Origin of the sequence: Kitasatospora sp. NPDC058162, from assembly GCF_042884005.1 — a bacterium.
GTDB lineage: Bacteria > Actinomycetota > Actinomycetes > Streptomycetales > Streptomycetaceae > Kitasatospora.
Genome location: NZ_JBHVUS010000035.1, coordinates 1 through 26,083, shown reverse-complemented (window position 1 = coordinate 26,083; position 26,083 = coordinate 1). Strand labels below are relative to the sequence as shown.

Here is a 26,083-nt window from a genome sequence, read left to right as displayed (position 1 = left end):
GACCATGACCGCCGCACCCGTCGAACCGCCGCCGGGCGGCCCGCGCCGACTGCGCCTGCTCAGCTACAACATCCGCTCGCTGCGCGACGACCGGCGGGCGCTGGCGCGGGTGATCCGGGCCTGCGGGCCCGACCTGGTCTGCGTGCAGGAGTCACCGCGCTACTGGCGCCCCGAGGGCCAGGCCGCCTGGCTGGCCCGCAGCACCGGGACGGTCAGGCTGGCCGGGGGCGGCCGCACCGCCGCCGGCCCGCTGCTGCTCGGCCGGCCCGGCGCGGTGGAGCTGCTGGGCGTGCACGACCGGCTGCTGCCCAAGACCCGCGGCCTGCACGCGCGCGGCTTCGCCACCGCGCTGCTGCGCCTGCCCGGCAGCGCGCCCTTCACCGTCACCAGCTGCCACCTCAGCCTGGACCCGGAGGAGCGGTACGGGCAGTTCGAGCTGCTGCTCGACCAGCTCGCGATCACCGAACACGGCGTCGTGGCAGGGGACTTCAACGAGCACCCGGACGGGCCGGGCTGGCAGCTGCTGGCCTCCCGGATGTGGGACGGGTACCCGACCGCGCCCTGGGGCGGCGAGTTCACGTCCGTCCCGGAGAACCCCTACCAGCGGATCGACGCGGTCTTCGCCACGCCCGGGATCACCGTCCTCGGCTGCGGGGTGCCGCACGGGCTGCCCGGCGTCACCGGGGCGGACCTGCGGGCCGCGACCGACCACCTGCCGGTGCTGGCCGTGCTGGAACTGCCGAAGGGCTAGACGACCGCGCCGTGGTCCGGGTCCTCCGGCTCGTCCTCGTCGCGGTCCTTCATCCGGGCGACCAGGGTGACGAAGCCGCCGAGGAAGGCGGTGACCCCGACCCAGGCGGGCCAGCCGGAGATCTCCCGCCACACCACCGCGTCGATCAGCAGCAGGGCCGGGCCGCCGAGCACCGCCAGCCAGGCGAACTTGGCGGTCACGTCGGCAGCCGGCAGCGGCGGGGGCTCCGGCGGGACGAAGTGGCCCTCGTCGGTCTCCTCGGCCAGCTCGAAGTCGCGCGGACCCGGGCCGGCGGCCGGGAGGACGGGGCGGCCGGAGCGGGAGCGGGGCTGCGGGGCGAGGTCCGAGAGGTCGTCCCCGGCGTCCTGGCCCGGCTTGGGGCCGGCGCCGTCCTTGAAGCCGCCCTTGAGCTCGTTCTGCGCCCGGAGGTTCTCGACCTCGGGCCAGTTGGGGTTGGTGAGGTCGACCGGGTCGTCGAACTGGGCGACCAGGGCGGCGAAGATCGCGTCCTGCTCGGCCTGGCTGCGCTCGGGGGTGCTGCGGCGCGGGCGGGACTCCACGGGCGCGGGGGCGTCCGCCTCGGCACCCTCCCCGGTCGGTACGGTCGGCGCGGCGCCGTCGGCCGCCGTGCCCTCGGCGGCCGGGCCGCCCTGGACGGTGCCGTCCCCGTGGACGGTGGCGTCCTTCGGCACGCCGTCCGTCCGCGCGCCGTCCTCGCGGGGCTTGTCGTCCCCGCCGCCCGCCGTGCTGCTCTCGTGCACTTCCGGCCCTTCAGCCATGGTGATCGTCGGATTCGGCCCTGTCGGCGCCCGCCGCGTGCGCGGGAGCCAGCCGTCGGATGAAGTCCAGGCTCGCCGCGAATATTTCCGCCGCGTCGTGATCCAGCGTCGCGACGTGGAAGCTGCGCTGGCACAGCCGCTCCGTCACGTCGGTCGAGGATATCCGGGCCAGCACCAGTTCCGAGTTGGCCGGCGAGACCACGTGGTCCTGCGGGCTGTGGAGGAGCAGCACCGGCTGGGTCACCTCGGGCAGCCGCAGCTGGACCTCCTGCCACAGCCGGCTCAGCGACCAGGCGGCGTGCAGCGGCGTCCGGTCGTAGCCGAGCTCCTGGGCGCCCGGCTTCTGGATGTCGTTCGCGATCCCCGGGATGCTCGGGACGAGGTGCCGCAGCACCGGGAGCAGTACCCCGGCGGGGTTGTCCGAGCGCACCGACGGGTTGACCAGCACCAGTCCGGACACCGTCGGCCCGTGCAGCGCGGCCAGCCGCAGTGCCAGCGCGCCGCCCATCGACAGCGCGCAGACGAAGACCTGCTCGCACTCCTCGGCGAGGGTCAGCAGCTCGCGCTCGACCGTCGCGTACCAGTCCTCCCACCGGGTGACCTGCATGTCCTGCCAACGCGTGCCGTGCCCCGGCAGCAACGGCAGCGAGACGGTGAACCCGGCGGCCGCCAGTTCCTCGGCCCACGGCCGCAGCGACTGCGGGGACCCGGTGAAGCCGTGGCACAGCAGCACTCCGACCGGTCCGCCCTGGTGGCGGTAGGGTTCGGCACCGGGCAGCAGCGGCATGGCGGGCTCCTTCGCGGGCGGGTGGCGCTGGGGGAGGGGACGCTGGACGGGGAAGCTGCGGAATCCGCATCGTCCCACGCCCCGCGCCGGGACGTACACCCCCTACGGCGGGCCCGGGCACAGCGGGCGGCCGCATGGCATTAGGATCGACCGGTCCGCATAACAGGAGGCCCGGGTTGTTCTACCGACTGATGAAGATGATCGTCGCGCCACTGCTTCGGATCTTCTTCCGGCCGTGGATCGAGGGTGAGGAGAACATCCCCACCGAAGGTGCGGCGATCATCGCGAGCAACCACCTTTCCTTCTCGGACTCGTTCTTCTTCCCCGCGCTGATCAAGCGCCGGGTGACCTTCATCGCGAAGGCCGAGTACTTCAACACCCCCGGCCTCAAGGGCCGGTTGACCGCCGCCTTCTTCAAGGGCGTCGGCCAGCTGCCGGTGGACCGCTCGGGCGTGCGCGGTGCCGGCGAGGCCGCGATCCGCAGCGCCATCGCGGTGCTGGACCGCGGCGAGCTGTTCGGCGTCTACCCCGAGGGCACCCGCTCGCCCGACGGCAAGCTGTACCGCGGCAAGGTCGGCGGCCTGGCGCGGGTGGCGCTGGCCACCGGCGCCCCGGTCATCCCGGTCGCCATGATCGACACCGAGAAGGTGCAGCCGCCCGGCCAGGTCGTCCCCAACTTCGGCATCCGCCCGGGCATCCGGATCGGCCGCCCGCTGGACTTCTCCCGCTACCACGGCATGGAGAACGACCGTTTCATCCTCCGTTCGGTGACGGACGAGGTGATGTACGAGATCATGCGGCTCTCCGGCCAGGAGTACGTGGACATCTACGCGACCGCCGCCAAGCGGCAGATCGCGGACGAGAAGAAGAAGGCCGACGCCGAGCGCCGGGCCGCCGCCAAGGCGGAGAAGGCCGAGGCCGCCGAAGCCGAGAAGGCCGAGGCGGAGAAGGCCGGGCAGCAGGACCAGCAGGAGCAGAAGGGCACCGGGTCGGCCTGACCGACCCGGTCGGGTCCAGGGGAGGGGCCGGGACATGGCGGAAGGCGCGAGAACGGGTGCCGCGGTGGGCGGCGCGGTGGCGGCCGGCGGCATGTCCGTCGAGCTCCCGCTGTGGAAGGCGATCTCGTACTTCCGGGTGCTGGCCCTCTGCTACGCGCTGCTGCGGTACTTCAACTCGTACCTGCACTTCCTGCACCCGGTCGCGGGCTGGATCTACTTCGGCGCGCTCATCCTCTGGACGCTCGCCAGCACCCGGGCCTTCGCCAACCCGCAGCGCTGCACCTGGTACGTCCTCGGCTTCGACCTGTCCCTGGCCGTGACCGGCATCGTGATGAGCGGGATGACCGACGCGCCGGCCCGGATCAGCCACGGCGCGCCCACCCTGCCGACCATCTGGGCCGCCGGCACCGTCCTCGGCTTCGCCGCCAAGGGCGGCTGGCGCCCGGCGGCGGCCGCCGGCGCGGTGATCGGGGTCGCCAACATCCTCGGCCACGGCGGCCCGACCGGCGACAACGTCCACAACATCGTGCTGCTGCTGGTGGCCGGGTGCGCCATCGGGTACGTGATCGAACTGGCCCGCGCCAGCGAGGCCACCCTCACCCGGGCGCTCCAGGTCGAGGCGGCCACCCGGGAGCGCGAACGGCTCTCCCGGGACATCCACGACGGCGTGCTCCAGGTGCTCGCCCTGGTCCAGCGCCGGGGCGCCGAACTGGGCGTCAGCGGCGCCGCCGGCCACGGCGGCAGCGTCGACGGCGGGGACTTCGCCGAGCTGGGCCGCCTCGCCGGCGAGCAGGAGCGCGCGCTGCGGGCCCTGATGACCGGCGGTCCGCTCCCGGCCCAGCGGCTCCCGGAGACGGACCCGGCCGAAGCGCCCGACCCGGCCGGGCCGCACGACCTCACCGCACTGCTGCGCCGCTACGCCGACGAGCGGATCACCCTCTCCGCCCCCGGCACCCCGGTGCTGCTGCCCGGCCCGGCGGCGGGCGAGCTCGCCGCGGCGGTCGGGGCGGCCGTCGACAACGTCCGCAAGCACGCCGGGGATTCGGCCCGGGCCTGGATCCTGGTGGAGGACGAGCCGGAGGCCGTCACGGTCAGCATCCGCGACGACGGCCCGGGCTACGCCCCCGGCCGGCTCGGCGAGGCGGAGCGGGCCGGGCGGCTGGGCGTCTCCCAGTCGATCCGGGGCCGGGTGCTGGACCTCGGCGGCTCGGCCGAGCTGTACTCGGCGCCCGGGGAGGGCGTCGAGGTCGAACTGCGCGTCCCTAGGAAGGCCTCTGCATGACCGACCAGCCGATGACCGATCAGGCGATGACCGATCAGGCGGCGACCGAGCCGTCGACCGAGCCGTCGACCGCCGACCGGCCGGTGCGGGTGATGGTGGTGGACGACCACCCGATGTGGCGGGACGCCGTCTCCCGCGACCTGGCCGAGGCGGGCCTGGACGTGGTGGCCACGGCGGGCGACGGCGAGGAGGCGGTGCGCCGCGCCCGGGCCTGCTCGCCGCAGGTCGTGGTGCTGGACCTCAACCTGCCCGGCCTGCCCGGCGCCGAGGTGTGCCGCCAGGTGGTCGGGCACGACCCGGCGGTGCGGGTGCTGGTGCTGTCGGCCAGCGGCGAGCACCAGGACGTGCTGGAGGCGGTGAAGTCCGGTGCGACCGGGTACCTGGTGAAGTCGGCCGGCCGGGAGGAGCTGCTGGACGCGGTGCGCCGTACGGCCGTCGGCGACGCGGTGTTCACGCCGGGTCTGGCCGGGCTGGTGCTCGGCGAGTTCCGCCGGCTGGCCGCCGAGCCGGCCCCGGCCTCGGCGCCGGCCGTCCCGCAGCTGACCACCCGGGAGACCGAGGTGCTGCGGCTGGTGGCCAAGGGCCTGTCGTACCGGCAGATCGCCGACCGGCTGGTGCTGTCGCACCGGACGGTGCAGAACCACGTGCAGAACACGCTGGGCAAGCTGCAGCTGCACAACCGGGTGGAGCTGGTCCGGTACGCGATCGAGCAGGGGCTGGACGAGGAGCTGTAGCCGGCTCGGTCCCGGGCGTCCACCGCCCGGGACCGGCCCGGCGTCCTCAACCCCGTACGGCCGTGGCCTCGCGCAGCAGGGCGGCGACGATGTCCACGCCGTCCCGGGTGAGCACCGACTCCGGGTGGAACTGCAGGCCCGCGAAGCCGGGGCCGCGCAGCGCGTGGACGTCGCCGGTGACGGCGTCCCGGGCGACCTCGACGCCCTCGGCGGCGAGCCGGGCGGCGTCCCCGTCCGAGCAGCGCGCGGTGAAGGTGTTGTAGAAGCCGACCGTCCGCTTGGTGCCGAACAGGTCGATGCCCTCCTGGGCGCCCTGGTACGGGACGGCCTTGCGGCCCAGCGCGAGCCCGAGTTCGGCGGCGAGCAACTGGTGGCTGAGGCAGACCGCGAGCAGCGGGGCGGTCCGGGCGCCGGAGCGGACGGCGGCCAGGGCGTCCGCGACGACCGGGCGCAGCACCGCCATCTTGGGGTCCTCGGCGAGCGCCGGGTCGCCCGGGCCGGGGCCGAGCACCAGCGGGCCGCGGTGCGCCGCGACCAGTTCGCGCAGGCCCGGCTGGTCGAAGCGGACCACGCTGACCCGGTGGCCGAGCGAGGTCAGCAGGTGGGACAGCATCGAGGTGAAGGTGTCCTCGCCGTCCACGACCAGGGTCGGCAGGGCCTCGGTGACCGGGGACGGCGCCTGCATCCGCAGCCAGAACGGGGCGAGGTCGGCCCGGCGGGAGTCCAGCGCGGCCTGGACCCGGTGGTCGTCGGCGAGCCGGGGCCCGCCGGGGCGGGGCAGCCGGGCGGGGGTGGGCCGGGCGCCGATCGCGGTGAGCACCCCGGCGGCCTTGGCGTGGGTCTCGGCGACCTCGGACTCGGGGACGGAGTGGCGCACCAGGGTGGCGCCGACCCGGACGACCAGCCGTCCGGTGGCCGGGTCGATGTCGGCGGTGCGGATGCAGATCGGCGAGTCCAGCAGCTGCCCGCCGCTCGCGGAGCGCCCGATCAGGGCGAGCGCGCCGGAGTAGTAGCCGCGGCCGCTCGGCTCGTAGCGCCGGATCACCCGGGTGGCGTTCTGCACCGGGCTGCCGGTGACGGTGGCGGCGAACATCGTCTCGCGCAGCACCTCGCGGACGTCCATCGAGGTGCGGCCGCGCAGCTCGTACTCGGTGTGGGCGAGGTGGGACATCTCCTTGAGCCGGGGCCCGAGCACCTGGCCGCCGAGGTCGCCGACCGTGCACATCATCTTCAGTTCCTCGTCGACCACCATGGTGAGCTCCTCCAGCTCCTTGGGGTCGTGGAGGAACTGCAGCAGCGAGTCGAGGTCGGCGCCGCCGGCCGGATAGCGGTAGGTGCCGGAGATCGGGTTCATCACGACGGTGCCGCCGCTCTGCCGGACGTGCACCTCGGGGGAGGCGCCGACCAGGACCCGGTCCCCGGTGTGCACCAGGAAGGTCCAGTACGCGCCGCGCTCCTGCTCCAGCAGTCGGCGGAACAGCGAGAGGGCGAGCGCGGGCGAGAAGTTCTCCAGGGTGGCGTGGAAGTCGCGCCGGATCACGAAGTTGGCGCCCTCGCCGTTGCCGATCTCGTCCTCGATCACCCGGCGGACGATCGCCGCGTACGCCTCGTCGTCCACGTCGAAGGCGCCGTCGGACAGGTTGACCGGCTCCTGCGGCAGGGCGGCGGTGAATCCGGCCAACGGCAGGGCGTACTGCTCGGCCACCGCGAGGGCCTGCAGCGGGGTGCCGTCGTCGTGGGCCTCGAAGCCGCGCTCGCGGATCTGCCGGTACGGGACCAGCGCGAGCAGGTCGTGGACCGGGCCGGCGGACGGGATGCCGGACCGGACCGGCAGGTCGGCGAGGCGCTCGTAGCTGTCGACGGTGCCCAGCAGCACCTCGACGGTGTCCGGGGCGTGCCGGGGGGTGCGGCGGTGCAGCAGGGCGAAGGCGGGCGCGTCGGGGGCGGTGAGGCGGGCGAGCAGCTCGGCAGGGGTGGTCACGAGTACGGCTTCCTTCCGGGGTGGATGGCGAGGCGGTGCTGGTTCCGCTCCCGGAGGGCCGTCGGCTCGGACGCACGACGGCCGCCCCGAGGGGCGGCCGTCGTGTTCGTCTTAGGAACGCGCGATCGGTGGGCCACCCATGGGGGAGGCCCACCACCAGGAGTGGTTGTGGGGCGCGTGCATGGCTCGAGCGTAGCGGATGGGGCCGTGCGGGTGAGGCGGCTCACGTGCAATGTCCGAGACGTGTCTCATCCCTCGGGCAATGGTCACGAATCGCTCGCGCCACCCCGTAGCCTTGCCGTGTGACCGTGACGAATCTCCACCCCTGGCAGTCCCTGCCCGCGGCGCAGCAGCCTGAATGGCCGGACCAAGAGGCTCTGCGCAAGACCCTTGCGGAGCTCGCCTCCTATCCGCCGCTCGTCTTCGCCGGCGAGTGCGACCAGCTGCGCGCCCGGCTCGGAGCCGTGGCGCGTGGGGAAGCGTTCCTGCTGCAGGGCGGCGACTGCGCCGAGGCCTTCGACGGCGTCTCGGCGGAGCACATCCGCAACAAGCTGAAGACCCTGCTCCAGATGGCCGCCGTGCTGACGTACGCCGCCTCGGTGCCGGTCGTGAAGGTCGGCCGGATCGCCGGCCAGTACTCCAAGCCGCGCTCGAAGTCGACCGAGACCCGGGACGGCGTGACCCTGCCGGTCTACCGCGGCGACTCGGTGAACGGCTTCGAGTTCACCCCCGAGTCCCGGATCCCGGACCCGGAGCGGCTCAAGCGGATGTACAACGCGTCCGCCGCGACGCTGAACCTGGTGCGCGCCTTCACCACCGGTGGTTACGCCGACCTGCGCCAGGTGCACGCCTGGAACCAGGACTTCGTGCGCAACTCGCCGGCCGGCCAGCGCTACGAGCAGCTCGCCCGGGAGATCGACAACGCCCTGGCGTTCATGAACGCCTGCGGGGTGGCCCCGGAGGAGTTCAAGACCGTCGAGTTCTTCTCCTCGCACGAGGCGCTGGTCCTCGACTACGAGACCGCGCTGACCCGCGTGGACTCGCGCACCGGCGAGCTGTACGACGTCTCCGGCCACATGGTGTGGATCGGTGAGCGCACCCGGCAGCTGGACCACGCGCACATCGAGTTCGCCTCCAAGATCCGCAACCCGATCGGGGTCAAGCTGGGCCCGACCACCTCGGTGGACGAGGCGCTCGCCCTGATCGAGAAGCTGGACCCGGAGCGCGAGCCCGGCCGCCTGACCTTCATCACCCGGATGGGCGCGGGCAAGATCCGCGAACACCTGCCCACCCTGGTGGAGAAGGTCACCGCCTCCGGCGCCAAGCCGGTGTGGATCTGCGACCCGATGCACGGCAACACCTTCGAGGCCTCCAGCGGTCACAAGACCCGGCGCTTCGACGACGTGCTGGACGAGGTCAAGGGCTTCTTCGAGGTCCACCGCGCGCTCGGCACCCACCCGGGCGGCATCCACGTGGAGCTGACCGGCGACGACGTCACCGAGTGCGTCGGCGGCGGCGACGAGGTGCTGGTCGACGACCTGCACCAGCGGTACGAGACGGCCTGCGACCCGCGGCTCAACCGCAGCCAGTCGCTGGACCTGGCGTTCCTGGTGGCGGAGATGTACCGCGGCCAGTAGGGACAGTAGGGCCTGACCGGCCCAGATGTGACGAAGGCCCCTCCGGATTCGGGATTCCCGAGCCCGGAGGGGCTTTTTCGTACCCGGATCGCCGGGTAAGGTGAGGCTTAGTGAGCTAAGGCAACCCTTAGTCAAGATCCACTCCGTGCCCCCACGGCGCTTCACCCCGGGAGAGACCGCGATGTACGTGTGCATGTGCCATGCGGTCACCGAGGACCAGGTGAAGAAGGCGATCGACGGGGGTGCCAACACCCCGCGCCAGATAGCCAAGGGCTGCAAGGCCGGCACGGACTGCGGCTCCTGCGTGCGCCGGATCCAGGCCCTGCTCGGCGAGCACGGCGCCCGGCCCTGCCCGACCGCCCGGCTGGCCGCGAAGCTCGGCCTCGCCGACCCGGAGGCCCAGGACGCGCCCGCGCCGGCCGTTTCGAAGCCGGGCCCGCCGGCCCCGATGGCCCCGATCGCGCCGGTCGTTCCGCTGCGGGTGGCCTGAGGCCGGGGCTGCCGGGCCTCAGGACTCCGGCTGCTCGATCAGCTGGGCGAGGTAGAGCGCCTCGCCGAGCTTCTCCAGGAGCTCCAGCTGGGTGTCGAGGTAGTCGATGTGGTGTTCCTCGTCGGCCAGGATGGACTCGAAGATGTTCGCCGAGGTGACGTCGTTCTTGGCCCGCATCACCACGATCCCGCGCTTGAGCCGGTCGATCGCCTCGACCTCGACCTGGCGGTCCGCCTCGAACATCTCCTTGACCGTCTGGCCGATCCGGACGTGGAACAGCCGCTGGTAGTTGGGCAGCCCCTCCAGGAACAGGATCCGGTCGGTCAGCGTCTCGGCGTGCTTCATCTCGTCGATCGACTCGTGCCGGGTGTACTTGGCGAGCTTCGTCCAGCCGAAGTTCTCCTGCATCTTGGCGTGCAGGAAGTACTGGTTGATCGCGGTCAGCTCGGCCGTGAGTTGCTCATTGAGGAACTCGATGACCTCCGGGTCGCCCTGCATGGTGCTGCCTCCCTGCGTTACGTCCTGCGGTGAGTCCTGCGCTGCGCATCCTGGCACCGTATCGGGAGGAAATTCCAGTAAGTTCACACTCACTAGGACATGTGTCGGAATATCCGATTTGGGCGGAAGTGGGGAGTGTGCGACCGACCATTGGCCCGTACGGGCGGGGCGTGAACCGGGGCCAAGGGGCGCGCGCCAGGGCCCGTCCGCCGTCTGTCACCATGGAGCCATGGGTCAGTCCGAACAAGAACCGCATCCACCGTCTGACCCGAGCCTCCCGCCGGGCCAGCGCGTGCAGCGCGGCTGGCCCGCCCTGCACTACGGGCCGGTGCCCCGCTTCAAGCCGCTGACCTGGGACCTCCAGGTGTTCGGGGCCACCGCCTCGGCGGAGAAGCACAGCTGGGACTTCGCCGCCTTCAGCGCCCTGCCGCGCACCACCGTGGTCGCCGACCTGCACTGCGTCACCAAGTTCTCGATGCTCGGCAACGAGTGGACCGGCGTGCCCGCGGCCCTCCTGCTCGACCTGGTGCCCCCCGCGCCCGGGGTCACCCATGTGATGGTCTGGGCCGAGTACGGCTACAGCGCCAACCTGCGGCTGGCCGACTTCGCCGACCCGCACACCCTGCTCGCCACCCACCGCAACGGCGAGGCGCTCACCGCTGAACACGGCTTCCCGGTGCGCCTGGTGGTGCCGCGGCTGTACGCCTGGAAGGGTCCCAAGTGGGTGCGCGCGGTGGAGTACATGCGGGCCGACCGGCGCGGCTTCTGGGAGGAGCGCGGCTACCACAACCAGGCCGACCCGTGGCGGGAGCAGCGCTACTCCTACCAGGAGGAGCCCGGCGACGGGCCGCTGCGCTGAGCCGCGAACCCGGTTAGAACAGCGAGAAGTTGACCGTCACCACGGACTTCTGCGGGCGCCGCTCGCCGGCCGCCGGGGACTGGCTGCTCACCTTGCCCATGCCGAGCGTCCAGTCGGTCGACGCCTTCATCGTGAAGCCCGCCGCCTGCAGCGCCCGCTGGGCGTCGTCCCGGCCCATCCCGCTGACGTCCGGGACCGGCACCATGCCCTTGCTGACCACCAGCGAGACCGCGGCGTTCTCCTGCAGCAGCTGCCCGGCGGCCGGGGTGCTGCTGATCACCGATCCCTCCGGCACGGAGTCGTTGTAGGTCTGGGTCACCCCGCCCCTGGTCAGCTGGGCGCCGGCCAGGGCGGCGGCCGCGTCGTCCGCGCTCTTGCCGGTGACGTCCGGCACGGCGATCCGCTTGGGGCCCTTGGAGAGGGTGACCGTCACCGAGTCGCTCTTGCGGGTGCGCGCGCCCACCCCGGGGTCGGTGGAGATCACCTGTCCGGCCGGGACGGACTCGCTGAACACCTCGACGAACCGGCCGTGCATGCCCTCCCCGTCCAGGATCCGCTGCGCCTGCGCCCGGTCCTTGCCGAGCACGCTCGGCACCGAGCCGTACAGCCCCTCGGAGATCCCGTACGTGACGCCGCCGACCGCCAGTACCAGGGCGGTCAGCGCGGCTGCCCAGATCAGCGGCTTGCGCGGGAGGCGGCGCGTCCGGCCCGGCCGGCGGGGCCGGACCGGGGTCGGCTCGTCGTACGGGCGGGGCTCGACCAGCAGCTGGTCCATCAGCTCGGCCGGTACGTCCAGCACGCTGGTGCGCTCCGCGGGCGGGGCGTCGACGGGCCGGGGCAGCGGCTGGATCACCGAGGTCGGCTCGCTGGTCGGGTAGCGCGGGCTGGGCCGGGTGGAGGCGGGCGGCTCGGCGTCCAGCTCCTCGGGGGTGAGCGTGCGGCGGACCCGCTGGAGGGCGGCGAGCAGCTCCACCGCGTCGTACGGGCGGGCGTCGGCGGCCCGGGCACAGGCACCGGCCACTATGGCGTCCAGGGCCGGGGCGACGGCGGGGGCGGTCAGCGAGGGGGCGGGGACGTCCTCGTGCAGGTGCTTGTACATGACCTGGACGGGGTTGTCGCCGGTGTGCGGGCGGCGGCCGGTGAGCATCTCGTACAGCAGGATGCCGGCCGCGTAGACGTCGACCCGCTGGTCGGTCGGGGCGTCCGGGAGGATCTGCTCGGGGGCCAGGTAGGAGACCGTGCCCATGACCGTGCCGCCGGTGGCGGTGCTGGTCGAGGTGGGCGCGCCGTCGGCGCTGCCGAGCACCCGGACCAGGCCGAAGTCGGCGACCTTGACCAGGCCGCTCTCGGTGATCAGCACGTTCTCCGGCTTGACGTCCCGGTGCACCAGCCCGGCCCGGTGGGCGGCGCCGAGGGCGGCGAGCACCGGCTCCAGCACGTCCAGCGCGGCCCGGACGGACAGCGCGCCGCGGTCGCGCAGCAGGTCGCGCAGGGTGCGGCCGGGCACGTACTCCATGGCGAGGAAAACGTTTCCGCCGTCCGCGCCCTGGTCGAAGACGTTGACCACGTTGGGGTGGGAGAGCTTGGCGACCGCCTTGGCCTCGCGGATGAAGCGGGCGGTGAAGCCCTCGTCCCCGGCCAGCTGGGGGTGCATCACCTTGAGGGCGACCACCCGGTCCAGCCGGGTGTCGGTGCCCCGGTAGACGGTGGACATCCCGCCGGTCGCGATGCGCCGCTCGACCCGGTACCGGTTGTCGAGCACGGTACCGATCAGGGGGTCGTGCAATGCCATGTCCACCCGGGGGAGTCTAGTGGGGCGGGCGGAGGCCGGTCCCGGCGGACACCGCCTCCGGGACCGGCTTGTGACATGCGGGACGGGCCCGCGGCGGTTCAGAACGCCGGCCGCTCCCGGGTGTCCAGGTCGGCCCGGCCGGCCATCGCCGAGGAGGCCTCGGCGTGGAAGCGGCGCGGGATGCGGCCGGCCCGGTGGGCGAGCCGGCCCGCCTCGGCGGCGTGCCGCATCGCCTCGGCCATCAGCACCGGGTCCTGAGCCCGGGTCACCGCGGAGGCGAGCATCACCGCGGCGCAGCCCAGCTCCATCGCCAGCGCGACGTCGGAGGCGGTGCCGGCGCCGGCGTCCAGGATCACCGGGACGCCGGCGCCCTCCACGATCAGCTGGAAGTTGTGCGGGTTGCGGATGCCCAGCCCGGAGCCGATCGGCGAGCCCAGCGGCATGATCGCCGCGCAGCCGACGTCCTCCAGCTTGCGGGCCAGCACCGGGTCGTCGTTGGTGTACGGGAGCACCGTGAAGCCGTCGTCGACCAGCGTCTCGGCGGCGTCCAGCAGCTCGATCGGGTCCGGCAGCAGGGTGCGCTCGTCGGCGATCACCTCCAGCTTCACCCAGTCGGTGCCGAGCGCCTCGCGGGCCAGCCGGGCGGTCAGCACGGCCTCGCCGGCGGTGAAGCAGCCGGCCGTGTTGGGCAGCACCCGGATGCCGTTGCGGGTCAGCACGTCCAGGACGGAGCCCTGGGTGCCCGCGTCGACCCGGCGCATGGCCACGGTGGTCAGCTCGGTGCCGGAGGCGAGCAGGGCGCGCTCCAGGACCTCCAGGCTCGGCGCACCGCCGGTGCCCATGATGAGCCGGGAGGAGAAGGTCGTCCCGGCGATGGTCAGCAGGTCGTCGGCCATGGTTCAGCCTCCCTGGACGGCGGTCAGGATCTCGATCCGGTCGCCGCTGTCCAGCGTCGTCCCGGGCCACGAACTGCGCGGCACCACGGCCTCGTTGAGGGCGGCGGCGACACCGGTGTTGGCGGCGCTGACGGTGGCCACCAGTTCGGCGAGGGTGGTGGTGGCGGGCACCCGGCGGGGCTCGCCGTTGACGGTCAGGTCGATCTCGGTCAGGGCGATCTCGGTCATGCGGAGGCCTTCGCGACGGGGGATGCGGGGGAGAACCGGGTGGGCGCGAACGGCCTTGCCGGCTGGGGGACTTCGCCGGTCGCCAGGTAGTCGGCGAGCAGGTCGGCGGTCACCGGGGTGAGCAGGACGCCGTTGCGGTAGTGGCCGGTGGCGGCGACCAGTCCGGGCAGGTCGGTCGGGCCCAGCAGCGGGGCGTTGTCCGGCGAGCCGGGGCGCAGCCCGGCGGAGGTCTCGACGAGCGGGAGTTCGGTGATCCCCGGGACCAACTCGTGGGCGTCACGCAGGAGTTCGTACACCCCGCCGGCGGTGACGGTGGTGTCGTAGCCCTGCTCCTCGGTGGTCGCGCCGATCACCAGCTCGCCGTTCTCCCGCGGCACCAGGTACAGGTGCCGGCCGCGCACCACCGCGCGGACGTTGCGGGACAGGAACGGCCGGTAGGCCTCCGGGATCCGCAGCCGGACGATCTGCCCCTTCACCGGGCGCACCGCGGGCAGCACCCCCTCGGGCAGGCCGGGCAGCCGGTGGCTGTGCGGGCCGGCGGCGAGGACCACCTGCTCGGCGGCCACGGACTCCCCGTCGTCCAGCCGGGCGCCGACCGCGCGGCCGCCGTCGACCAGCAGCTCGACGGCCTCGGCCCGGTGCAGCCGGACGCCGGCCCGCTCGCAGGCGGCGACCAGGGCGGTGAGCAGCCGGCGCGGATCGACCTGGTGGTCGTCCGCGGCGTGCAGGCCGCCGCGCACCCCGGGGGCGAGCATCGGCTCCAGCCGGCGGGCCTCCCGGCCGGTCAGCCAGCTGGAGTCCAGGCCCAGCCGCTGGTGGAAGGCGTACAGTTCGCGCAGTTCCGCGCGGTCGTCGGAGTCCAGCGCGACGGCGATGGTGCCGCACCGGCGGTAGCCGGTGTCCAGGCCGCCGCTGGCCTCGGTGAGCTCGGCGGCGAAGCCCTCGTACCGCCGGTTGGAGGCCATCCCCAGGTGCAGCAGCGGCTCCTCGCCGTACTGCAGCTCGGTGACCGGGGCGAGCATCCCGGCGGCGACGCCGGCCGCCCCCCGGCCGTGGCCGGGGTCGACCACGATCACGTTCCGCAGCCCGCGCTGCGCGGCGCGCCAGGCGACGGCGAGGCCGATGACGCCCCCGCCGATCACCAGCACGTCGGCGCGGCTGCCCGATGGCATGCGTGACAAAGCTGCTCTTCTCCCTTCGCCGGTATGACCCGGATCAGGTTCGGACGGTCGCAGGCCGTGTCAGCCCGCCTCTCAGCCCGGTCCGCCGGGCTCCCGTGTGGTGCCACCACCTTAGACCGACCGGCACATGGTGGGCGGCGTCACGCCGCCCGGGCTGTCGCCTGGACTGCGTTGTCGTCGGTCGTCGCAGCTCCGCTGCTACTCCCTCCTCCGCCTTGCCAGACTCGGCCCGGACGCCGCTCCTTCCTCCACCCACCATGTGCCGGTCGGTCTTAACGCCGGGGGTCAGCCTGGCCGAAGGGCCGTGTGAGGGGTGAGACGGGCGCGGGGGCACCGGCGGCGCTGGGTACAGTGACGGGCGTGGCAGAGCTGAGCGGAACGGACCGGGTGGTCGTCGTCGTCGGAGCCGGGCTGGCCGGGGCGCAGTGCGCCCTGAGGCTGCGGCAGGGCGGCTGGCGGGGGCGGATCGTCCTGGTCGGCGAGGAGCGGCACGCGCCGTACGACCGGCCGCCGCTCTCCAAGGACGTGCTGCTCGGCAAGGCCGACGCCACCACCCTGGACATCGACTACGGGCAGCTCGGCATCGAGCTGCTCACCGGCCGCCGCGCCACCGGCCTGACCCCGGGCGTGCTGCACACCGACGGCGGCGACCTGCCGTACGACTCCCTGGTGATCGCCACCGGCGCCACCCCGCGCGCCCTGCCCGGGGCCGAGCGCGCGCACCTGCTGCACACCCTGGACGACGCCCTGGCGCTGCGCGCCCTGCTGCGCCCCGGGCTGCGGCTGGTGCTGGTCGGCGCGGGCTGGATCGGGGCCGAGGTGTCCACCGCCGCGCGCCAGGCCGGCTGCGCGGTGACCGTGGTCGAGGCCGGTCCGGCGCCGGTGCCGGGCGCGCTGCCGACCGAGGTCGGCTCGGCGATGGCCGCCTGGTACGCCGAGGCCGGGGTCGAGCTGCGCTGCGGGGTCGGCGTGGCCGCCGTCGAGCCGGGGGCGGTGCTGCTGGCCGACGGCTCCCACCTGCCGGCCGACGAGGTGGTGGTCGGCATCGGAGCCGGGCCCGCGACCGGCTGGCTGGCCGGTTCGGGCGTCGAGCTGGACGCCGCCGGCGCGGTCGTGGTGGACGGGCGGCTGCGCACCGGTCTGCCCGGGGTGTTCGCGGCCGGGGACTGCGTCAGCTACCCGTCGGCCCGCTCCGGCGCCCGGCTGGCCGTGCAGCACTGGGACCACGCGCTGCAGTCCGGCGGGGCGGCGGCCGACGCCGTGCTCGGGGCGGACGCGCCGTACGACCCGGTGCCGTACTTCTGGTCCGAGCAGTTCGGGCGGATGGTCCAGTACGCCGGTCGGCACGCCGAGGGCGACGAACTGCTGTGGCGCGGCAGCCCGCGGGACGCCGCCTGGTCGGTGCTCTGGCTGCGCGACGGGGCGCCGAGCGCCCTGCTGACCGTGGACCGGCCGCGCGACCTCACCCAGGGCCGGAAGCTGATCGAACGCGGTGCGGTGCTCGACCGGGCGCTCGCCGCGGACCCCTCGGTGCCGCTCAAGGGAGCCGTCGCGGGGTAGTGCCTGGTGCGCGGCGGGCCGCGGAGGTGGCAGTCTGGTGACGTGAGTGAGATCGAAAGCAAGATTGAAGCCCTGGTCACCGACTGGATGTACCTGCCCGACATCTCGGAGCAGTGGGGGGTCCGGGTCACCGAAGTGCGTGACCTGGTCAAGAGCGGCGGCCTGGTCGCCGTCCGGCGCGGCCCGAACAAGTCGCTGCAGGTCCCGGCGGCGTTCATCGACGGTCCGGGCCTGGTCAAGCACCTGTCCGGCACCCTGACCGTCCTGCGGGACTGCGGGTACAACGACGCGGAGATCCTGGAGTGGCTCTTCACCGAGGACCCGTCGCTGCCCGGCAGCCCGATCCAGGCGCTCCGGGAGAACCGTGGTACCGAGGTCAAGCGCCGCGCCCAGGCGATGCTGATCTGATGGCGGCGGACACGCTGCGTGCCCGGCTGGCCGACGCCCGGCTCTACCTGTGCACCGACGCCCGGCGCGAGCAGGGCGACCTGGCCGAGTTCCTGGACGCGGCCCTGGCCGGCGGGGTGGACATCGTCCAGCTCCGCGACAAGGGCCTGGAGGCCAAGCAGGAGCTGGCGGCCCTGGAGGTCTTCGCCGACGCCTGCCGCCGGCACGGCAAGCTGCTGGCCGTCAACGACCGCGCCGACGTCGCCCACGCGGCCCGGCCGGACGTGCTGCACCTCGGCCAGGACGACCTGCCGGTGCCGGCCGCCCGGGCGATCCTCGGCGAGGACGTGCTGATCGGACGCTCCTGCCACGCCGAGTCCGAGGTGGACGCGGCGGTCGCCGAGCCCGGCGTGGACTACTTCTGCACCGGCCCGGTCTGGCCGACCCCGACCAAGCCGGGCCGCCACGCGCCGGGCCTCGAACTGGTCTCGTACGCGGCGAAGCAGGCCACCGACCGGCCGTGGTTCGCGATCGGCGGGATCGACCTCGGCAACCTGGACGAGGTGCTGGCCGCCGGCGCCCGCCGGATCGTCGTGGTCCGGGCCATCACCGCGGCGGACGATCCGCGGGCCGCCGCCGCCGAGCTCGCCCGCCGGGTGCGCGCTTAGGCTTCGAGGGCCGTCGCCGTCGCTCAGTACTTGCGGACGGTGGCGGCCTCGGCCAGCGCCAGCAGCACCGTACGGGCCCGCTCGTCGGCGAGCGGCGCGGCGGCCAGCGCCGCCAGCGACTCACGCATCAGCTCCTCGATCCGGGCCTCCACCAGCTCGGGCGCCCCGCTGCGGGCGACCAGTTCGCGCAGCCCGGCGACCTCCTCGGCGGCCAGGTCCGGCGCGCCGAGCCGGGCGTCCAGGTGCCGTGCGTCCGCCTGCGGCAGGGCGCGCATCGCGTGCGCGACCAGCAGGGTGCGCTTGCCCTCGCGCAGGTCGTCCCCGGCGGGCTTGCCGGTGACGGCCGGGTCGCCGAACACACCGAGCAGGTCGTCCCGCAGCTGGAAGGCCTCGCCCAGCGGCAGCCCGAAGGCGCCGAGCGCCTCGACCAGCTCCGGCCCGGCCCCGGCCAGCAGGGCGCCGACCTGGAGCGGCCGCTCGATCGTGTACTTCGCCGACTTGTAGTGCAGGACGGTCTGCGCCCGCTCCAGCGCGCCCTCGTCGGCGGAGTCGCCGGCCACCGGCTCCAGCACGTCCAGGTACTGGCCGAGCATGACCTCGGTGCGCATCAGGTCGAACCTCGGCTTGGCGGCCAGCACCGCGGCCGGGTCCAGGCCGGAGCGCAGGAACAGCTCGTCGCACCAGATCAGCAGCAGGTCGCCGAGCAGCACCGCGGCCGAGGCGCCGTACTGCTCGCGGTCGCCGCGCCAGCCGCTGTCCCGGTGCAGCGCCTCGAAGCGGCGGTGGACCGAGGGCAGGCCGCGGCGGGTGTCGCTGCGGTCCATCAGGTCGTCGTGCACCAGGGCGCTGGCCTGCAGCAGCTCCAGCGCGGCCGCCGCGTTGGCGATCCCCTCGCCGTCGGCGGGGCCGCCCGCGGCGCGCCAGCCCCAGTAGCAGAAGGCCGGGCGCAGCCGCTTGCCGCCGTCCAGCAGGAAGTCGCGCAGGGCGTCGGCGGCGGGCACCAGCTGCGGGGAGATCTTGCCGAGCAGGGCCGACTGGCCGTCCATGAACGCGGCGAGGGCCGCGTTGACGCGGGTGCGGACGTCCTCCACGTCCATCGGGTTGGCCGGCCGGTTGCTGGACGAGGTCACGATGAAGCTCCGCTGGTTCGCTGGGGTGCAGCAAGCGTAGCGGGGCGGCCGGGAACGGACGTGCGAGCGGGGTCGGCCGGGGCGCGCGGGGCGGCGGGGTGGAAGCGGAGGCACGTCCACTAGTTGTCCCGAATCGTGGAATCGAGTTGTCCGGCCCCTTCGGGGGCCCGATAACCTGCCAGCATGGCACTCGGCATCGCTTCCACGAGACCGGACCGCGCACTCACGGTCCGCGAGCTCCTGGCGGCCGGAAAGCGCTCGTTCTCCTTCGAGTTCATGCCGCCGCGCACCGAGGTCGGCGAGCAGAAGCTCTGGGACGCCATCCGCCGGCTCGAACCGCTGGACCCGAACTTCGTCTGCATGACGTACGGCGCCGGCGGCTCCTCGCGCGAGCGCACCGTCAACATGGTCGGCCGGATCGCCACCGAGACCACGCTCACCCCGGTCGCCCACCTGACCGCGGTGGACCACTCGATCGCCGAACTGCGCAACATCATCGGCCAGTACGCCGACCAGGGGGTGCGCAACATCCTCGCGGTCCGCGGCGACCCGCCCGGCGACCCGATGGGCGAGTGGGTCCGTCACCCGGACGGCGTCACCTACGCGTACGAGCTGGTCGAGCTGATCCGGGGCATCGGCGACTTCTGCGTCGGCGTCGCGGCCTCGCCGAACAGGCACCCGCGCTCGGTCGACTGGGACGAGGACATCCGGCACTTCATCGCCAAGGTCCGCTCCGGCGCCGACTACGCGATCACCCAGATGTTCTTCGAGGTGGACGACTACCTGCGGTTCCGCGACCGGGTCACCGCCGCGGGCTGCGAGACGCCGATCATCCCGGAGATCATGCCGGTGACCAACGCCAAGCAGCTGGAGCGCTTCCCGCAGCTCAGCGGCTCGGCCTTCCCGGCGGACCTGGAGGCCCGGCTGCGGGCCGTCATCGACGACCCGGCGGCGCTGCGCGCGATCGGCATCGAGCACGCCACCGCGATGGCCGAGCGGCTGCTCGCCGAGGGCGCGCCCGGCCTGCACTTCATCACGCTCAACCACTCGACGGCGACGCTGGAGATCTACCAGAACCTGGGGCTGCACCAGCGCTGAATCACCGCTGTTCACGGGCCCGTCACCGTCCTCCGGTGGCGGGCCCGGTCGTGTGCGGCCGGTGCCGCCGACGGCGGGAACGCGATGCGGTACCCCGGCCGTTGAACCGGTACAGTCGCCGCACACGCGCGGCTAGCGCGGGCACGCGACTGGAGGTAGCGCGCGGATGGGCATCGGATACCTGCTGCTGTACGTCGCGTTGGCGGTGGTGGCGCTCTGGCTGGTCGCCGAGGTGCTGCTGCAGAACCGGGCGCCGGTGCACTGGCGGGTCCTCGCCCTGGTCGGCTTCCTCGGCGTGGCCGTCGGGATGGGCCTCGACTCGGTCCTGGTGATCGGCGCCGGAGCGGGCCTGTTCGCGGTCGGCCAGGCCTTCGTCACCCTCTCGGTCAAGAAGGGCTACCAGGCCGGCTGGTCCCTGCGGAAGGCCGACGGCAGCCTGCCCGGCCCGCTCGCCAAGGTGCCCCTGCTCGGCGCCCTGACCGGCGGCGCGGCGGTCGCGGCCGTGGCGGCGGCGGAGGAGAAGCGGGTCGGCGAGGTCAGCGCGGTCGAGGAGACCCCGGACACCGCCCCGGTGCCGGCGCCGGTCGCCGAGGACGTCCCGGAGGTCGAGCAGACCGCCGCCTTCGAGATGCAGGAGCTGGCCCAGGACGGCGTCTACGCCTCCTCCTACTACGAGCAGCCGCAGGCCCAGCAGCAGCCGCAGGACCCGTACGCCCCGGCCTACCAGGCCGGCTACGACCAGCAGCAGCAGTGGCAGACCCAGCAGCAGCCCGCCTACGCCTACGACCAGCAGTCCTACGGCGGCTACCCGCAACAGCAGCAGGACCCGTACGGCGGCTACCAGCAGCCCCAGGACCCGTACGCGGGCTACCCGCAGCAGCACCAGCAGGCCTGGGACCCGAACGCCCAGCAGCCCCAGCCGCACGAGCAGCAGCAGTGGCAGCCCCAGCCGGACCAGCACGGCCAGGGCGCCCCGCAGCAGCCGGGCTACGACCAGAACTACGGGTACCAGCAGCAGAACACCTGGCACCAGGGCTGACGGGGCGGCCCCGGCGTCAGGCCGGGCCGATCAGTCCGGCGGTGATACAGGCGGACATGCCGACGCGGGAGAGGCCGCCGCCCGGGTGGGCGCTGCCGCCGATCAGGTAGAGCCCGGGGACCGGGGACTCGTTGGCGGCCTTCAGCCACCGGCCCGCGGTCCCGGCCAGGACGGGGAGGGCGACCGCGCCGCCTGGGGCGCCGGTCTCCCGGCGGGTGTCCTCCGGGGTGCGCACGACCCGCCACAGCACCCGCTCGCGCAGGCCCAGGCCAGCGGCGTCGACGTGGGCGAGCAGTTGGTCGGCGTAGTGGTCGGCGGCGCCGGGGGCGGTCCAGTCGAACCCGCCCTGGGCCGGGACGGTCGCGGTCAGCACCACGCTCTCGTGGGCGTCGTCGGGGCGCAGCGCCGGGTCGTCCGGGCGGAGCACCTGGACGGTGGGGCGCGGGCAGGGCGGCGCCGAGAGGGTCAGGGCGTCCTCCTCGGCGGCCGGGTCCGCCGCGTGCACCACCGTCCGGTGCGCGGTGCCCTCGGGGCGGGGCCCGCGCAGGGCCAGCAGCACGCTGAAGCGGCCGGGCGCCTCCTGGTCCTCGGTTGCCCGGCCCGGCCGGTCCGGCCACTCGACGATGCCGTGGCGGTGCAGGGCGTCGGCGTCCATCGCGGAGACCACCAGGTCGGCGTCGATCCGGCCGTCCGCCGTCTCCACCCCGCACGCCCGGCCGTCCGCCACCACCACCCGGATGACCGGGGTGTCGAAGCGGAACTCGACCTTGCGCAGCTCGCAGCGCCGGAACACGGCCTCGGCCAGGGCCCGCAGGCCGCCCCGGACGTACCAGACGCCGAAGGACTGCTCCATGTACGGCAGCACGGTGGCCCCGGCCGGGGCCAGGCCGGGGACGAAGCCGTACCGGACCGCGGCCTCGGACAGCAGGGCGGTCAGCCCGGGGTGGCCGCCGAGCTCGCGCGCCGCGACGTCCCGGAGAGTCCACGGCCGGGGGCGGCGCAGCCGGGCCAGGCCGGTGGGCGCCGGGGCGGGGTACGGGTCGGTGCCCAGGAAGGTGCGGTCGGCCGGGAGCGGCTCCTCCAGCAGCGGGCGGCGGGTGGCCTCCCAGACCGTCCGGCCGTGGTTCATCACCGCGCTCCAGCGGGCGCCGGAGCCCGCGCCGAAGGCGGCGTCCAGGGCCTGGCTGACGCCGCCCCGGGAGGCGTTGGGCAGGGTGACGGCGGTGCCGTCGGGGAACAGGTGCCGGCTCTCCGGGTCCACCGGCGCCAGCTCGACCAGCTGCTCCAGCGGCTCCTTGCCGGTCTTCAGCGCGAGGTCGCGGTAGACGGCCGGCAGCGGGAGCAGGCCGGGCCCGGTGTCGAAGGCGAAGCCGTCCCGCTCGTACCGGCCGACCATGCCGCCGTAGCTGCCGCCCGCCTCGCAGACCGTCACCCGGTGACCGATGGTCGCCAGCCGGGAGGCCGCCGCGAGCCCGCTCATTCCTGCGCCGATGATGACGATCCGTGCCATGCCCCGATCCTAGGGCTGAGCTGCGAAGGCCCCTCCGGCGGCCTTGGCGGCCCGGCGCTCGCGGCGGCGGGCCAGGAACGCCCGGATCCGCTTGATCACCAGCCGGACCAGCAGCAGGCCGGCCAGCAGCAGTGCCGCGCCGATCGAGGCGGCCAGCCACGGGTGGAAGATCGCCAGGGTGACCAGGCCGGCCACCGAGAGGTCCTCCGCCAGGCTGACCACGATGTTGCTGGCCGGTTCGGGCGAGGTGTTCACGGCCATCCGCAGCGAGGCCTTCACCAGGTGGGTGACCAGCGCCGTGGTGCCGCCCATCGCCCCGGCCGCGACCTCGCTGAGCGAGCCCGGGTCGGCGCTCGCGATCAGCACGCCGACGACGGCGCCGGCGATCGGCCGGATCACGGTGTGCACGACGTCCCAGACGGTGTCCACGTACGGGATCTTGTCGGCCACCGCCTCCAGCAGGAACAGCACGGCCGCCGCGATCAGCACGTCGGTGCGCTCCAGCGCGTGCGGCACCGACTCCGCGCCGGCGAACCGGCCCAGCAGACCCAGCAGCAGCACCACCGCGTACGCGTTGATGCCGCTGGCCAGACCGCTGGTGAAGATCAGCGGCAGGACCGTCATCGCGTCCCCCTCCTCGTTCTCCCGGGCCCGTGCGAGCCCGTCCGGGCCGCCCCGGCCCCGCCGTACCGTACCCGGAGCCGGGACGCGCCGGGGCGCCGCCGCGGTTCCGGTCCGGGGCGCCGCGGCCGACTGAGTACGGGTACTCAGATCGACGGTTGAGTACGTCAGCGGATGTCCTGCGACCTGCTGGGACGGGAGAGTAGTGGCACCCGGGAGGGCGGCGCGTCGGGCGCCGGCCGCCCGGGTGGCGGATCCTTCCGTCCCCCTGGCCGGGAGGGCCCGGGGGGTGGTGGTTCGGGATCCGCGTCGGGCGCCGGTCACGGGCCCCGCACCGCCGGCACGGGGCGGCGGAGCGGGCCGGGGGGAGACCGGTGACCGAACGGGGGAAACGGGGGGGGGAAAACGGGGGAGATCGCACCGCTGCCCGGTGGGGGGTGGGCGGAGCGACGGCGGACGGCGGCGGGCGCGGACCGGGGGGACCGCGACCGCCGCCGGTGCGTGCGTTCGGTGCGTTCCCCGGGGCCGGTTGTCAGTGGTGCCGTTCACGATGGAGGGGCACGGACCACCCGGTCCGCGCGCTGCCTCGGAACGGGGGAGACCATGACCATCAGCCATCCGGAGCCCGTCACCACCCGCCTCCACTCCGCCGCCCTGCCGTACGTCCCGGACGCTTCCTCAGGCCGGCCCGCCGGGCGGGACGTCCACCCCGTGCTGCGCCGGATCGCCGCGCCGCCGGCCGCCCTCGACCTGCTCGCCGACGCCCACCGCACGCTGGCCCGCGCCCGCGGGCTGGAGGACCCGCTGGAGCGCTACGCCACCGCCCACCTGGCCGCGCTGCGCACGGTGGCGGCCGTGCTGGCCGTCCGCGGGCGGCCGGAGAAGAACCCGCGCCGGCGCAAGGCCATCCGCAGCGCCTGGGAGGTGCTCCCCGAGGTGGCCCCGGAACTGGCCGAATGGGCGCTCTACTACGGTGCCGGCGCCCGCCGCCGGGCCGCCGCCGAGGCCGGGATCCGGGGCGCCGCCTCGGCCCGCGACGCCGACGACCTGATCCGCAACTCCGCCCTGTTCCTGCGCCTGGTCGAGCGCCTGCTCGGCCTGCGCCCGACCCCGCCCGCACCCCGGCTGCCGGGCATGGGGGAGGTCGCCACCCGGCAGGCTTAGGTCCTCTCTTTTGGATCTTGTCGGATCAGGCCGCGGCGTTGGGGTGCGTGCATCGCAAGGCGGAGGAGGGAGTCCATGCGGAGCATCGGCGACCGACGACAACGCGGCGAGGCGCGTGCCCCGGCGTCGCGGACCCGGCAAAGATCCGAAAGAGAGGGCCTTAAGGTGGAGGCATCCTGATCGATCTGCACGTGCCGAGGAGCCCGACCTTGTACCCGACGCGTCCCCGCAGTGCCCTGCGTACCGCCGTGGTCTGGGAGGTGGTGCGGGCTGCCCTGGACAAGCGGGCGGCCGAGCTGGACCAGCCGGTGCTCGACGTGGTCGACACCGGCGGCGGCACCGGCAACTTCGCCGTGCCGGTGGCCAAGCTCGGCCACCGGGTGACCGTGGTCGACCCGAGCCCGGACGCGTTGTTCGCGCTGGAGCGCCGGGCCGCCGAGGCCGGTGTGACGGACCTGGTCCGGGCCGTCCAGGGCGACACCCAGACGCTGCCCGAGCTGGTCGCGCCCGGCACCGTGGACGCGGTGCTCTGCCACGGCGTGCTGGAGGTCGTGGACGACCCGGCCGAGTCGCTCGGCAGCCTGGCCGCCACCCTGCGCAAGGGCGGCCTGGTCAGCCTGCTGGCCGCCAACCGCAACGGCGCCGTGCTGGCCCGCGCGCTGGCCGGCCACTTCACCGAGGCCCGTACGGCGCTCTCCGCCGAGGACGGCCGCTGGGGCGAGCAGGACCCGATGCCGCGCCGCTTCACCGGCGAGGAGCTGGGCCGATTGGCCGAGGGCGCGGGCCTGCGGGTGGAGTCGGTGCACGGCGTCCGGGTCTTCGCCGACCTGGTCCCCGGGGTGCTGGTGGACACCGAGCCGGGTGCGATGGAGGCGCTGCTGAAGCTGGAGGAGGCCGCCGCCGCGCAGCCCGCCTTCCACGCCGTGGCCACCCAGCTGCACCTGCTGGCCACCCTGGCCTGACCCCGTCCGGAGCCCCCGTGCCGGCCGCCCGCCGCCGTACGGTTCGCGCACCGTCCGGCGGCGGTTCGCTTCCCGGACGGCCCCCGGACGCCCGCCCCTCGCCCGGGTGCGCTCCGGAAGCTCCCCAGGTCCGGGCCGATTCCATCGGATCGGGCACTTGTCCGAGCCGTCCGGCGTTGCTCCAGGTGCGGCCCCGCCCGGTCGAAGTGGCCCGTCCCACGCGGCGCAGACCACCCCGTAACGGGCCCACGGACCGTATGATCTGGGTAAAGCCGGTAAGCATGACAGCCGGATGCGTGGGGCATATGGACGACACGGGCCGGGTCCCCCGCACGGGCGTCCGACCGTGTGCCCAAGGCTGATTGGACTGGCCTCCCCGACCGGGGAGGCGGACCGGTCGCACCCGCGACCGACGAGTAGGAGGACTCCGTGCCGCTCTCGGAGCACGAGCAGCGACTGCTCGACCAGATGGAGCGAGCGCTGTATGCCGAAGATCCCAAATTCGCGTCAGCGCTTGAGGGAACCGGGCTGCGCACCTTTACCCGTCGCCGGGTCTACCTGGCCGTCGCCGGCTTCGTGGTGGGGATCGGCCTGCTGATGGGCGGCATGGTCGTTCCGGACCAGATCTGGGTCAGCGTCGTCGGTTTCCTGGTGATGCTCGGGTGCGCGGTGTTCGCGGTGACCGGCTGGCGCCGGGCGCCCGCGAGCCAGGGCTCCGGCCCCCGGCAGGCCGCGGCCCCGCGCCGCAAGGCCGGGATGATGGACCGGGTGGAGCAGCGCTGGCAGCGCCGCCGGGACGAGCAGACTGGCGGCTTCTAGCCGCGGGGTCCGTCGAGGACGAACACGAGCCGGGGCGGGGCGGGGCACCGCAGGCCCCCCCCGCGCACGGGGTTCCGGAAGCCGCCCGGGGGGGCCCCCTGGGCCCGGGGGGGCCCCCCCGCCCCCGGGCCCGGACCCCCCCCCGCCCCCCCCCGCCGCGCCCCCGCCCCCCCCCCCCCGGAGAACGTGAGGAGATAGTAAACCCCCCGCGCCCGCCCACGCAGACCCCCCC

At 74.2% G+C, this 26,083-nt stretch carries 26 protein-coding genes and 1 riboswitch; of the genes, 15 read left to right on the top strand and 11 right to left on the bottom strand.

Annotated features, from left to right (window positions below; genetic code table 11):
• Positions 1–4 precede the first annotated feature (4 nt).
• Positions 5–751, top strand: a complete 747-nt coding sequence (locus ACFVXG_RS37390) for an endonuclease/exonuclease/phosphatase family protein (RefSeq protein ID WP_387934308.1) — start codon at positions 5–7, stop codon at positions 749–751.
• Here ACFVXG_RS37390 and ACFVXG_RS37385 read toward each other — a convergent pair.
• Positions 748–1,512 carry a hypothetical protein gene (locus tag ACFVXG_RS37385; protein WP_387934306.1) on the bottom strand — a complete coding sequence of 255 codons (765 nt, stop codon included), beginning with the start codon at positions 1,510–1,512 and terminating at the stop codon, positions 748–750. The genes ACFVXG_RS37390 and ACFVXG_RS37385 overlap by 4 nt on opposite strands.
• A gap of 10 nt (positions 1,513–1,522) precedes the next feature.
• Positions 1,523–2,317 (bottom strand): alpha/beta hydrolase, encoded by a 795-nt coding sequence (locus ACFVXG_RS37380; RefSeq protein WP_387934304.1) that lies wholly within the window; start codon positions 2,315–2,317, stop codon positions 1,523–1,525.
• Between the two features lie 176 nt (positions 2,318–2,493).
• On the opposite strand from ACFVXG_RS37380, the gene ACFVXG_RS37375 reads away from it, so the two are divergent.
• Genes ACFVXG_RS37375 through ACFVXG_RS37365 form a run of 3 tightly spaced genes read left to right on the top strand, consistent with a single transcriptional unit; the run spans position 2,494 to position 5,331 of the window.
• Positions 2,494–3,315, top strand: a complete 822-nt coding sequence (locus tag ACFVXG_RS37375) for a lysophospholipid acyltransferase family protein (RefSeq protein WP_387934302.1) — start codon at positions 2,494–2,496, stop codon at positions 3,313–3,315.
• A 34-nt stretch (positions 3,316–3,349) separates the two neighbouring features.
• Positions 3,350–4,597: a MacS family sensor histidine kinase gene (macS, locus tag ACFVXG_RS37370; protein WP_387934300.1), complete on the top strand. Its 1,248-nt coding sequence runs from the start codon at positions 3,350–3,352 to the stop codon at positions 4,595–4,597.
• Between the two features lie 26 nt (positions 4,598–4,623).
• A complete protein-coding gene (locus tag ACFVXG_RS37365) occupies positions 4,624–5,331 on the top strand; it encodes a response regulator (protein WP_387934402.1) in 708 nt (235 codons plus the stop codon).
• Between the two features lie 46 nt (positions 5,332–5,377).
• Here ACFVXG_RS37365 and ACFVXG_RS37360 read toward each other — a convergent pair whose 3' ends face one another.
• Positions 5,378–7,312, bottom strand: coding sequence for a chorismate-binding protein (locus ACFVXG_RS37360; RefSeq protein WP_387934298.1), 1,935 nt, complete (start codon positions 7,310–7,312; stop codon positions 5,378–5,380).
• A 302-nt stretch (positions 7,313–7,614) separates the two neighbouring features.
• On the opposite strand from ACFVXG_RS37360, the gene ACFVXG_RS37355 reads away from it, so the two are divergent.
• On the top strand, positions 7,615–8,949 hold the full coding sequence (locus ACFVXG_RS37355; protein ID WP_387934296.1) for a class II 3-deoxy-7-phosphoheptulonate synthase: 1,335 nt from the start codon (positions 7,615–7,617) through the stop codon (positions 8,947–8,949).
• A gap of 145 nt (positions 8,950–9,094) precedes the next feature.
• On the top strand, positions 9,095–9,439 hold the full coding sequence (locus ACFVXG_RS37350) for a bacterioferritin-associated ferredoxin (RefSeq protein WP_387934295.1): 345 nt from the start codon (positions 9,095–9,097) through the stop codon (positions 9,437–9,439).
• A gap of 18 nt (positions 9,440–9,457) precedes the next feature.
• Here ACFVXG_RS37350 and bfr read toward each other — a convergent pair whose 3' ends face one another.
• Complete coding sequence (bfr, locus tag ACFVXG_RS37345; RefSeq protein ID WP_387934293.1) at positions 9,458–9,937, bottom strand: bacterioferritin; 480 nt, start codon at positions 9,935–9,937, stop codon at positions 9,458–9,460.
• 229 nt (positions 9,938–10,166) lie between these two features.
• Here bfr and ACFVXG_RS37340 point away from each other — a divergent pair, with 229 nt between their 5' ends.
• Positions 10,167–10,796 carry a sulfite oxidase-like oxidoreductase gene (locus ACFVXG_RS37340; protein ID WP_387934291.1) on the top strand — a complete coding sequence of 210 codons (630 nt, stop codon included), beginning with the start codon at positions 10,167–10,169 and terminating at the stop codon, positions 10,794–10,796.
• Positions 10,797–10,809: 13 nt separating this feature from the next.
• Here ACFVXG_RS37340 and pknB read toward each other — a convergent pair whose 3' ends face one another.
• From pknB to thiO, 4 genes are all read right to left on the bottom strand, one after another.
• Entirely contained in the window at positions 10,810–12,588 is a 1,779-nt protein-coding gene (gene pknB, locus ACFVXG_RS37335) for a Stk1 family PASTA domain-containing Ser/Thr kinase (RefSeq protein ID WP_387934400.1), read from the bottom strand.
• Between the two features lie 98 nt (positions 12,589–12,686).
• Positions 12,687–13,484, bottom strand: a complete 798-nt coding sequence (locus ACFVXG_RS37330; protein ID WP_387934289.1) for a thiazole synthase — start codon at positions 13,482–13,484, stop codon at positions 12,687–12,689.
• 3 nt (positions 13,485–13,487) lie between these two features.
• Positions 13,488–13,712, bottom strand: a complete 225-nt coding sequence (gene thiS / locus ACFVXG_RS37325; RefSeq protein ID WP_387934287.1) for a sulfur carrier protein ThiS — start codon at positions 13,710–13,712, stop codon at positions 13,488–13,490.
• Positions 13,709–14,884 carry a glycine oxidase ThiO gene (gene thiO, locus ACFVXG_RS37320; RefSeq protein ID WP_387934285.1) on the bottom strand — a complete coding sequence of 392 codons (1,176 nt, stop codon included), beginning with the start codon at positions 14,882–14,884 and terminating at the stop codon, positions 13,709–13,711. Before thiO ends, thiS begins: the two co-directional genes overlap by 4 nt.
• Before the next feature lie 3 nt (positions 14,885–14,887).
• Positions 14,888–15,000, bottom strand: a riboswitch (TPP riboswitch).
• A gap of 253 nt (positions 15,001–15,253) precedes the next feature.
• On the opposite strand from thiO, the gene ACFVXG_RS37315 reads away from it, so the two are divergent.
• Genes ACFVXG_RS37315 through thiE form a run of 3 tightly spaced genes read left to right on the top strand, consistent with a single transcriptional unit; the run spans position 15,254 to position 17,508 of the window.
• Positions 15,254–16,453, top strand: coding sequence for an NAD(P)/FAD-dependent oxidoreductase (locus ACFVXG_RS37315; protein WP_387934283.1), 1,200 nt, complete (start codon positions 15,254–15,256; stop codon positions 16,451–16,453).
• 42 nt (positions 16,454–16,495) lie between these two features.
• A complete protein-coding gene (locus tag ACFVXG_RS37310; RefSeq protein ID WP_350504525.1) occupies positions 16,496–16,861 on the top strand; it encodes an Rv2175c family DNA-binding protein in 366 nt (121 codons plus the stop codon).
• A complete protein-coding gene (gene thiE, locus ACFVXG_RS37305) occupies positions 16,861–17,508 on the top strand; it encodes a thiamine phosphate synthase (RefSeq protein WP_387934281.1) in 648 nt (215 codons plus the stop codon). The genes ACFVXG_RS37310 and thiE overlap by 1 nt, the downstream gene beginning before the upstream one ends.
• 23 nt (positions 17,509–17,531) lie before the next feature.
• Here the strand turns inward: thiE and ACFVXG_RS37300 are convergent, their stop codons facing one another.
• Complete coding sequence (locus tag ACFVXG_RS37300) at positions 17,532–18,638, bottom strand: polyprenyl synthetase family protein (RefSeq protein ID WP_387934279.1); 1,107 nt, start codon at positions 18,636–18,638, stop codon at positions 17,532–17,534.
• Between the two features lie 183 nt (positions 18,639–18,821).
• Here ACFVXG_RS37300 and metF point away from each other — a divergent pair, with 183 nt between their 5' ends.
• Together metF and ACFVXG_RS37290 are read left to right on the top strand one after the other, a co-directional pair.
• A complete protein-coding gene (gene metF / locus ACFVXG_RS37295) occupies positions 18,822–19,736 on the top strand; it encodes a methylenetetrahydrofolate reductase [NAD(P)H] (RefSeq protein WP_387934277.1) in 915 nt (304 codons plus the stop codon).
• A gap of 166 nt (positions 19,737–19,902) precedes the next feature.
• Positions 19,903–20,775: a hypothetical protein gene (locus ACFVXG_RS37290; RefSeq protein WP_387934275.1), complete on the top strand. Its 873-nt coding sequence runs from the start codon at positions 19,903–19,905 to the stop codon at positions 20,773–20,775.
• Between the two features lie 16 nt (positions 20,776–20,791).
• Here ACFVXG_RS37290 and ACFVXG_RS37285 read toward each other — a convergent pair whose 3' ends face one another.
• Together ACFVXG_RS37285 and ACFVXG_RS37280 are read right to left on the bottom strand one after the other, a co-directional pair.
• The gene (locus tag ACFVXG_RS37285; protein WP_387934274.1) at positions 20,792–22,285 is read right to left on the bottom strand and encodes a phytoene desaturase family protein; all 1,494 of its coding nucleotides are present in this window, start codon (positions 22,283–22,285) and stop codon (positions 20,792–20,794) included.
• A gap of 9 nt (positions 22,286–22,294) precedes the next feature.
• Entirely contained in the window at positions 22,295–22,909 is a 615-nt protein-coding gene (locus ACFVXG_RS37280; protein ID WP_387934272.1) for a DUF4126 domain-containing protein, read from the bottom strand.
• Positions 22,910–23,509: 600 nt separating this feature from the next.
• Between ACFVXG_RS37280 and ACFVXG_RS37275 the strand changes: the two genes are divergently transcribed.
• The 3 genes from ACFVXG_RS37275 to ACFVXG_RS37265 all read left to right on the top strand — a co-directional run bounded on the left by ACFVXG_RS37275 (position 23,510) and on the right by ACFVXG_RS37265 (position 25,851).
• Positions 23,510–24,070: an SAV_6107 family HEPN domain-containing protein gene (locus ACFVXG_RS37275; protein ID WP_387934270.1), complete on the top strand. Its 561-nt coding sequence runs from the start codon at positions 23,510–23,512 to the stop codon at positions 24,068–24,070.
• A 209-nt stretch (positions 24,071–24,279) separates the two neighbouring features.
• Positions 24,280–25,032, top strand: coding sequence for a methyltransferase domain-containing protein (locus ACFVXG_RS37270; RefSeq protein WP_387934268.1), 753 nt, complete (start codon positions 24,280–24,282; stop codon positions 25,030–25,032).
• A 429-nt stretch (positions 25,033–25,461) separates the two neighbouring features.
• A complete protein-coding gene (locus ACFVXG_RS37265; protein WP_387934266.1) occupies positions 25,462–25,851 on the top strand; it encodes a DUF3040 domain-containing protein in 390 nt (129 codons plus the stop codon).
• Positions 25,852–26,083: the final 232 nt, after the last annotated feature.

What these genes read in the sequence shown, in the direction of transcription:
- ACFVXG_RS37390 (WP_387934308.1), top strand. Translation starts at nt 5, where the DNA reads ATGACCGCCGCACCCGTCGAACCGCCGCCGGGCGGCCCGCGCCGACTG.
- ACFVXG_RS37380 (WP_387934304.1), bottom strand. Translation starts at nt 2,317, where the DNA reads ATGCCGCTGCTGCCCGGTGCCGAACCCTACCGCCACCAGGGCGGACCG.
- macS (WP_387934300.1), top strand. Translation starts at nt 3,350, where the DNA reads ATGGCGGAAGGCGCGAGAACGGGTGCCGCGGTGGGCGGCGCGGTGGCG.
- ACFVXG_RS37365 (WP_387934402.1), top strand. Translation starts at nt 4,624, where the DNA reads ATGACCGATCAGGCGGCGACCGAGCCGTCGACCGAGCCGTCGACCGCC.
- bfr (WP_387934293.1), bottom strand. Translation starts at nt 9,937, where the DNA reads ATGCAGGGCGACCCGGAGGTCATCGAGTTCCTCAATGAGCAACTCACG.
- ACFVXG_RS37340 (WP_387934291.1), top strand. Translation starts at nt 10,167, where the DNA reads ATGGGTCAGTCCGAACAAGAACCGCATCCACCGTCTGACCCGAGCCTC.
- pknB (WP_387934400.1), bottom strand. Translation starts at nt 12,588, where the DNA reads ATGGCATTGCACGACCCCCTGATCGGTACCGTGCTCGACAACCGGTAC.
- ACFVXG_RS37330 (WP_387934289.1), bottom strand. Translation starts at nt 13,484, where the DNA reads ATGGCCGACGACCTGCTGACCATCGCCGGGACGACCTTCTCCTCCCGG.
- thiS (WP_387934287.1), bottom strand. Translation starts at nt 13,712, where the DNA reads ATGACCGAGATCGCCCTGACCGAGATCGACCTGACCGTCAACGGCGAG.
- thiO (WP_387934285.1), bottom strand. Translation starts at nt 14,884, where the DNA reads ATGCCATCGGGCAGCCGCGCCGACGTGCTGGTGATCGGCGGGGGCGTC.
- thiE (WP_387934281.1), top strand. Translation starts at nt 16,861, where the DNA reads ATGGCGGCGGACACGCTGCGTGCCCGGCTGGCCGACGCCCGGCTCTAC.
- metF (WP_387934277.1), top strand. Translation starts at nt 18,822, where the DNA reads ATGGCACTCGGCATCGCTTCCACGAGACCGGACCGCGCACTCACGGTC.
- ACFVXG_RS37290 (WP_387934275.1), top strand. Translation starts at nt 19,903, where the DNA reads ATGGGCATCGGATACCTGCTGCTGTACGTCGCGTTGGCGGTGGTGGCG.
- ACFVXG_RS37285 (WP_387934274.1), bottom strand. Translation starts at nt 22,285, where the DNA reads ATGGCACGGATCGTCATCATCGGCGCAGGAATGAGCGGGCTCGCGGCG.
- ACFVXG_RS37280 (WP_387934272.1), bottom strand. Translation starts at nt 22,909, where the DNA reads ATGACGGTCCTGCCGCTGATCTTCACCAGCGGTCTGGCCAGCGGCATC.
- ACFVXG_RS37275 (WP_387934270.1), top strand. Translation starts at nt 23,510, where the DNA reads ATGACCATCAGCCATCCGGAGCCCGTCACCACCCGCCTCCACTCCGCC.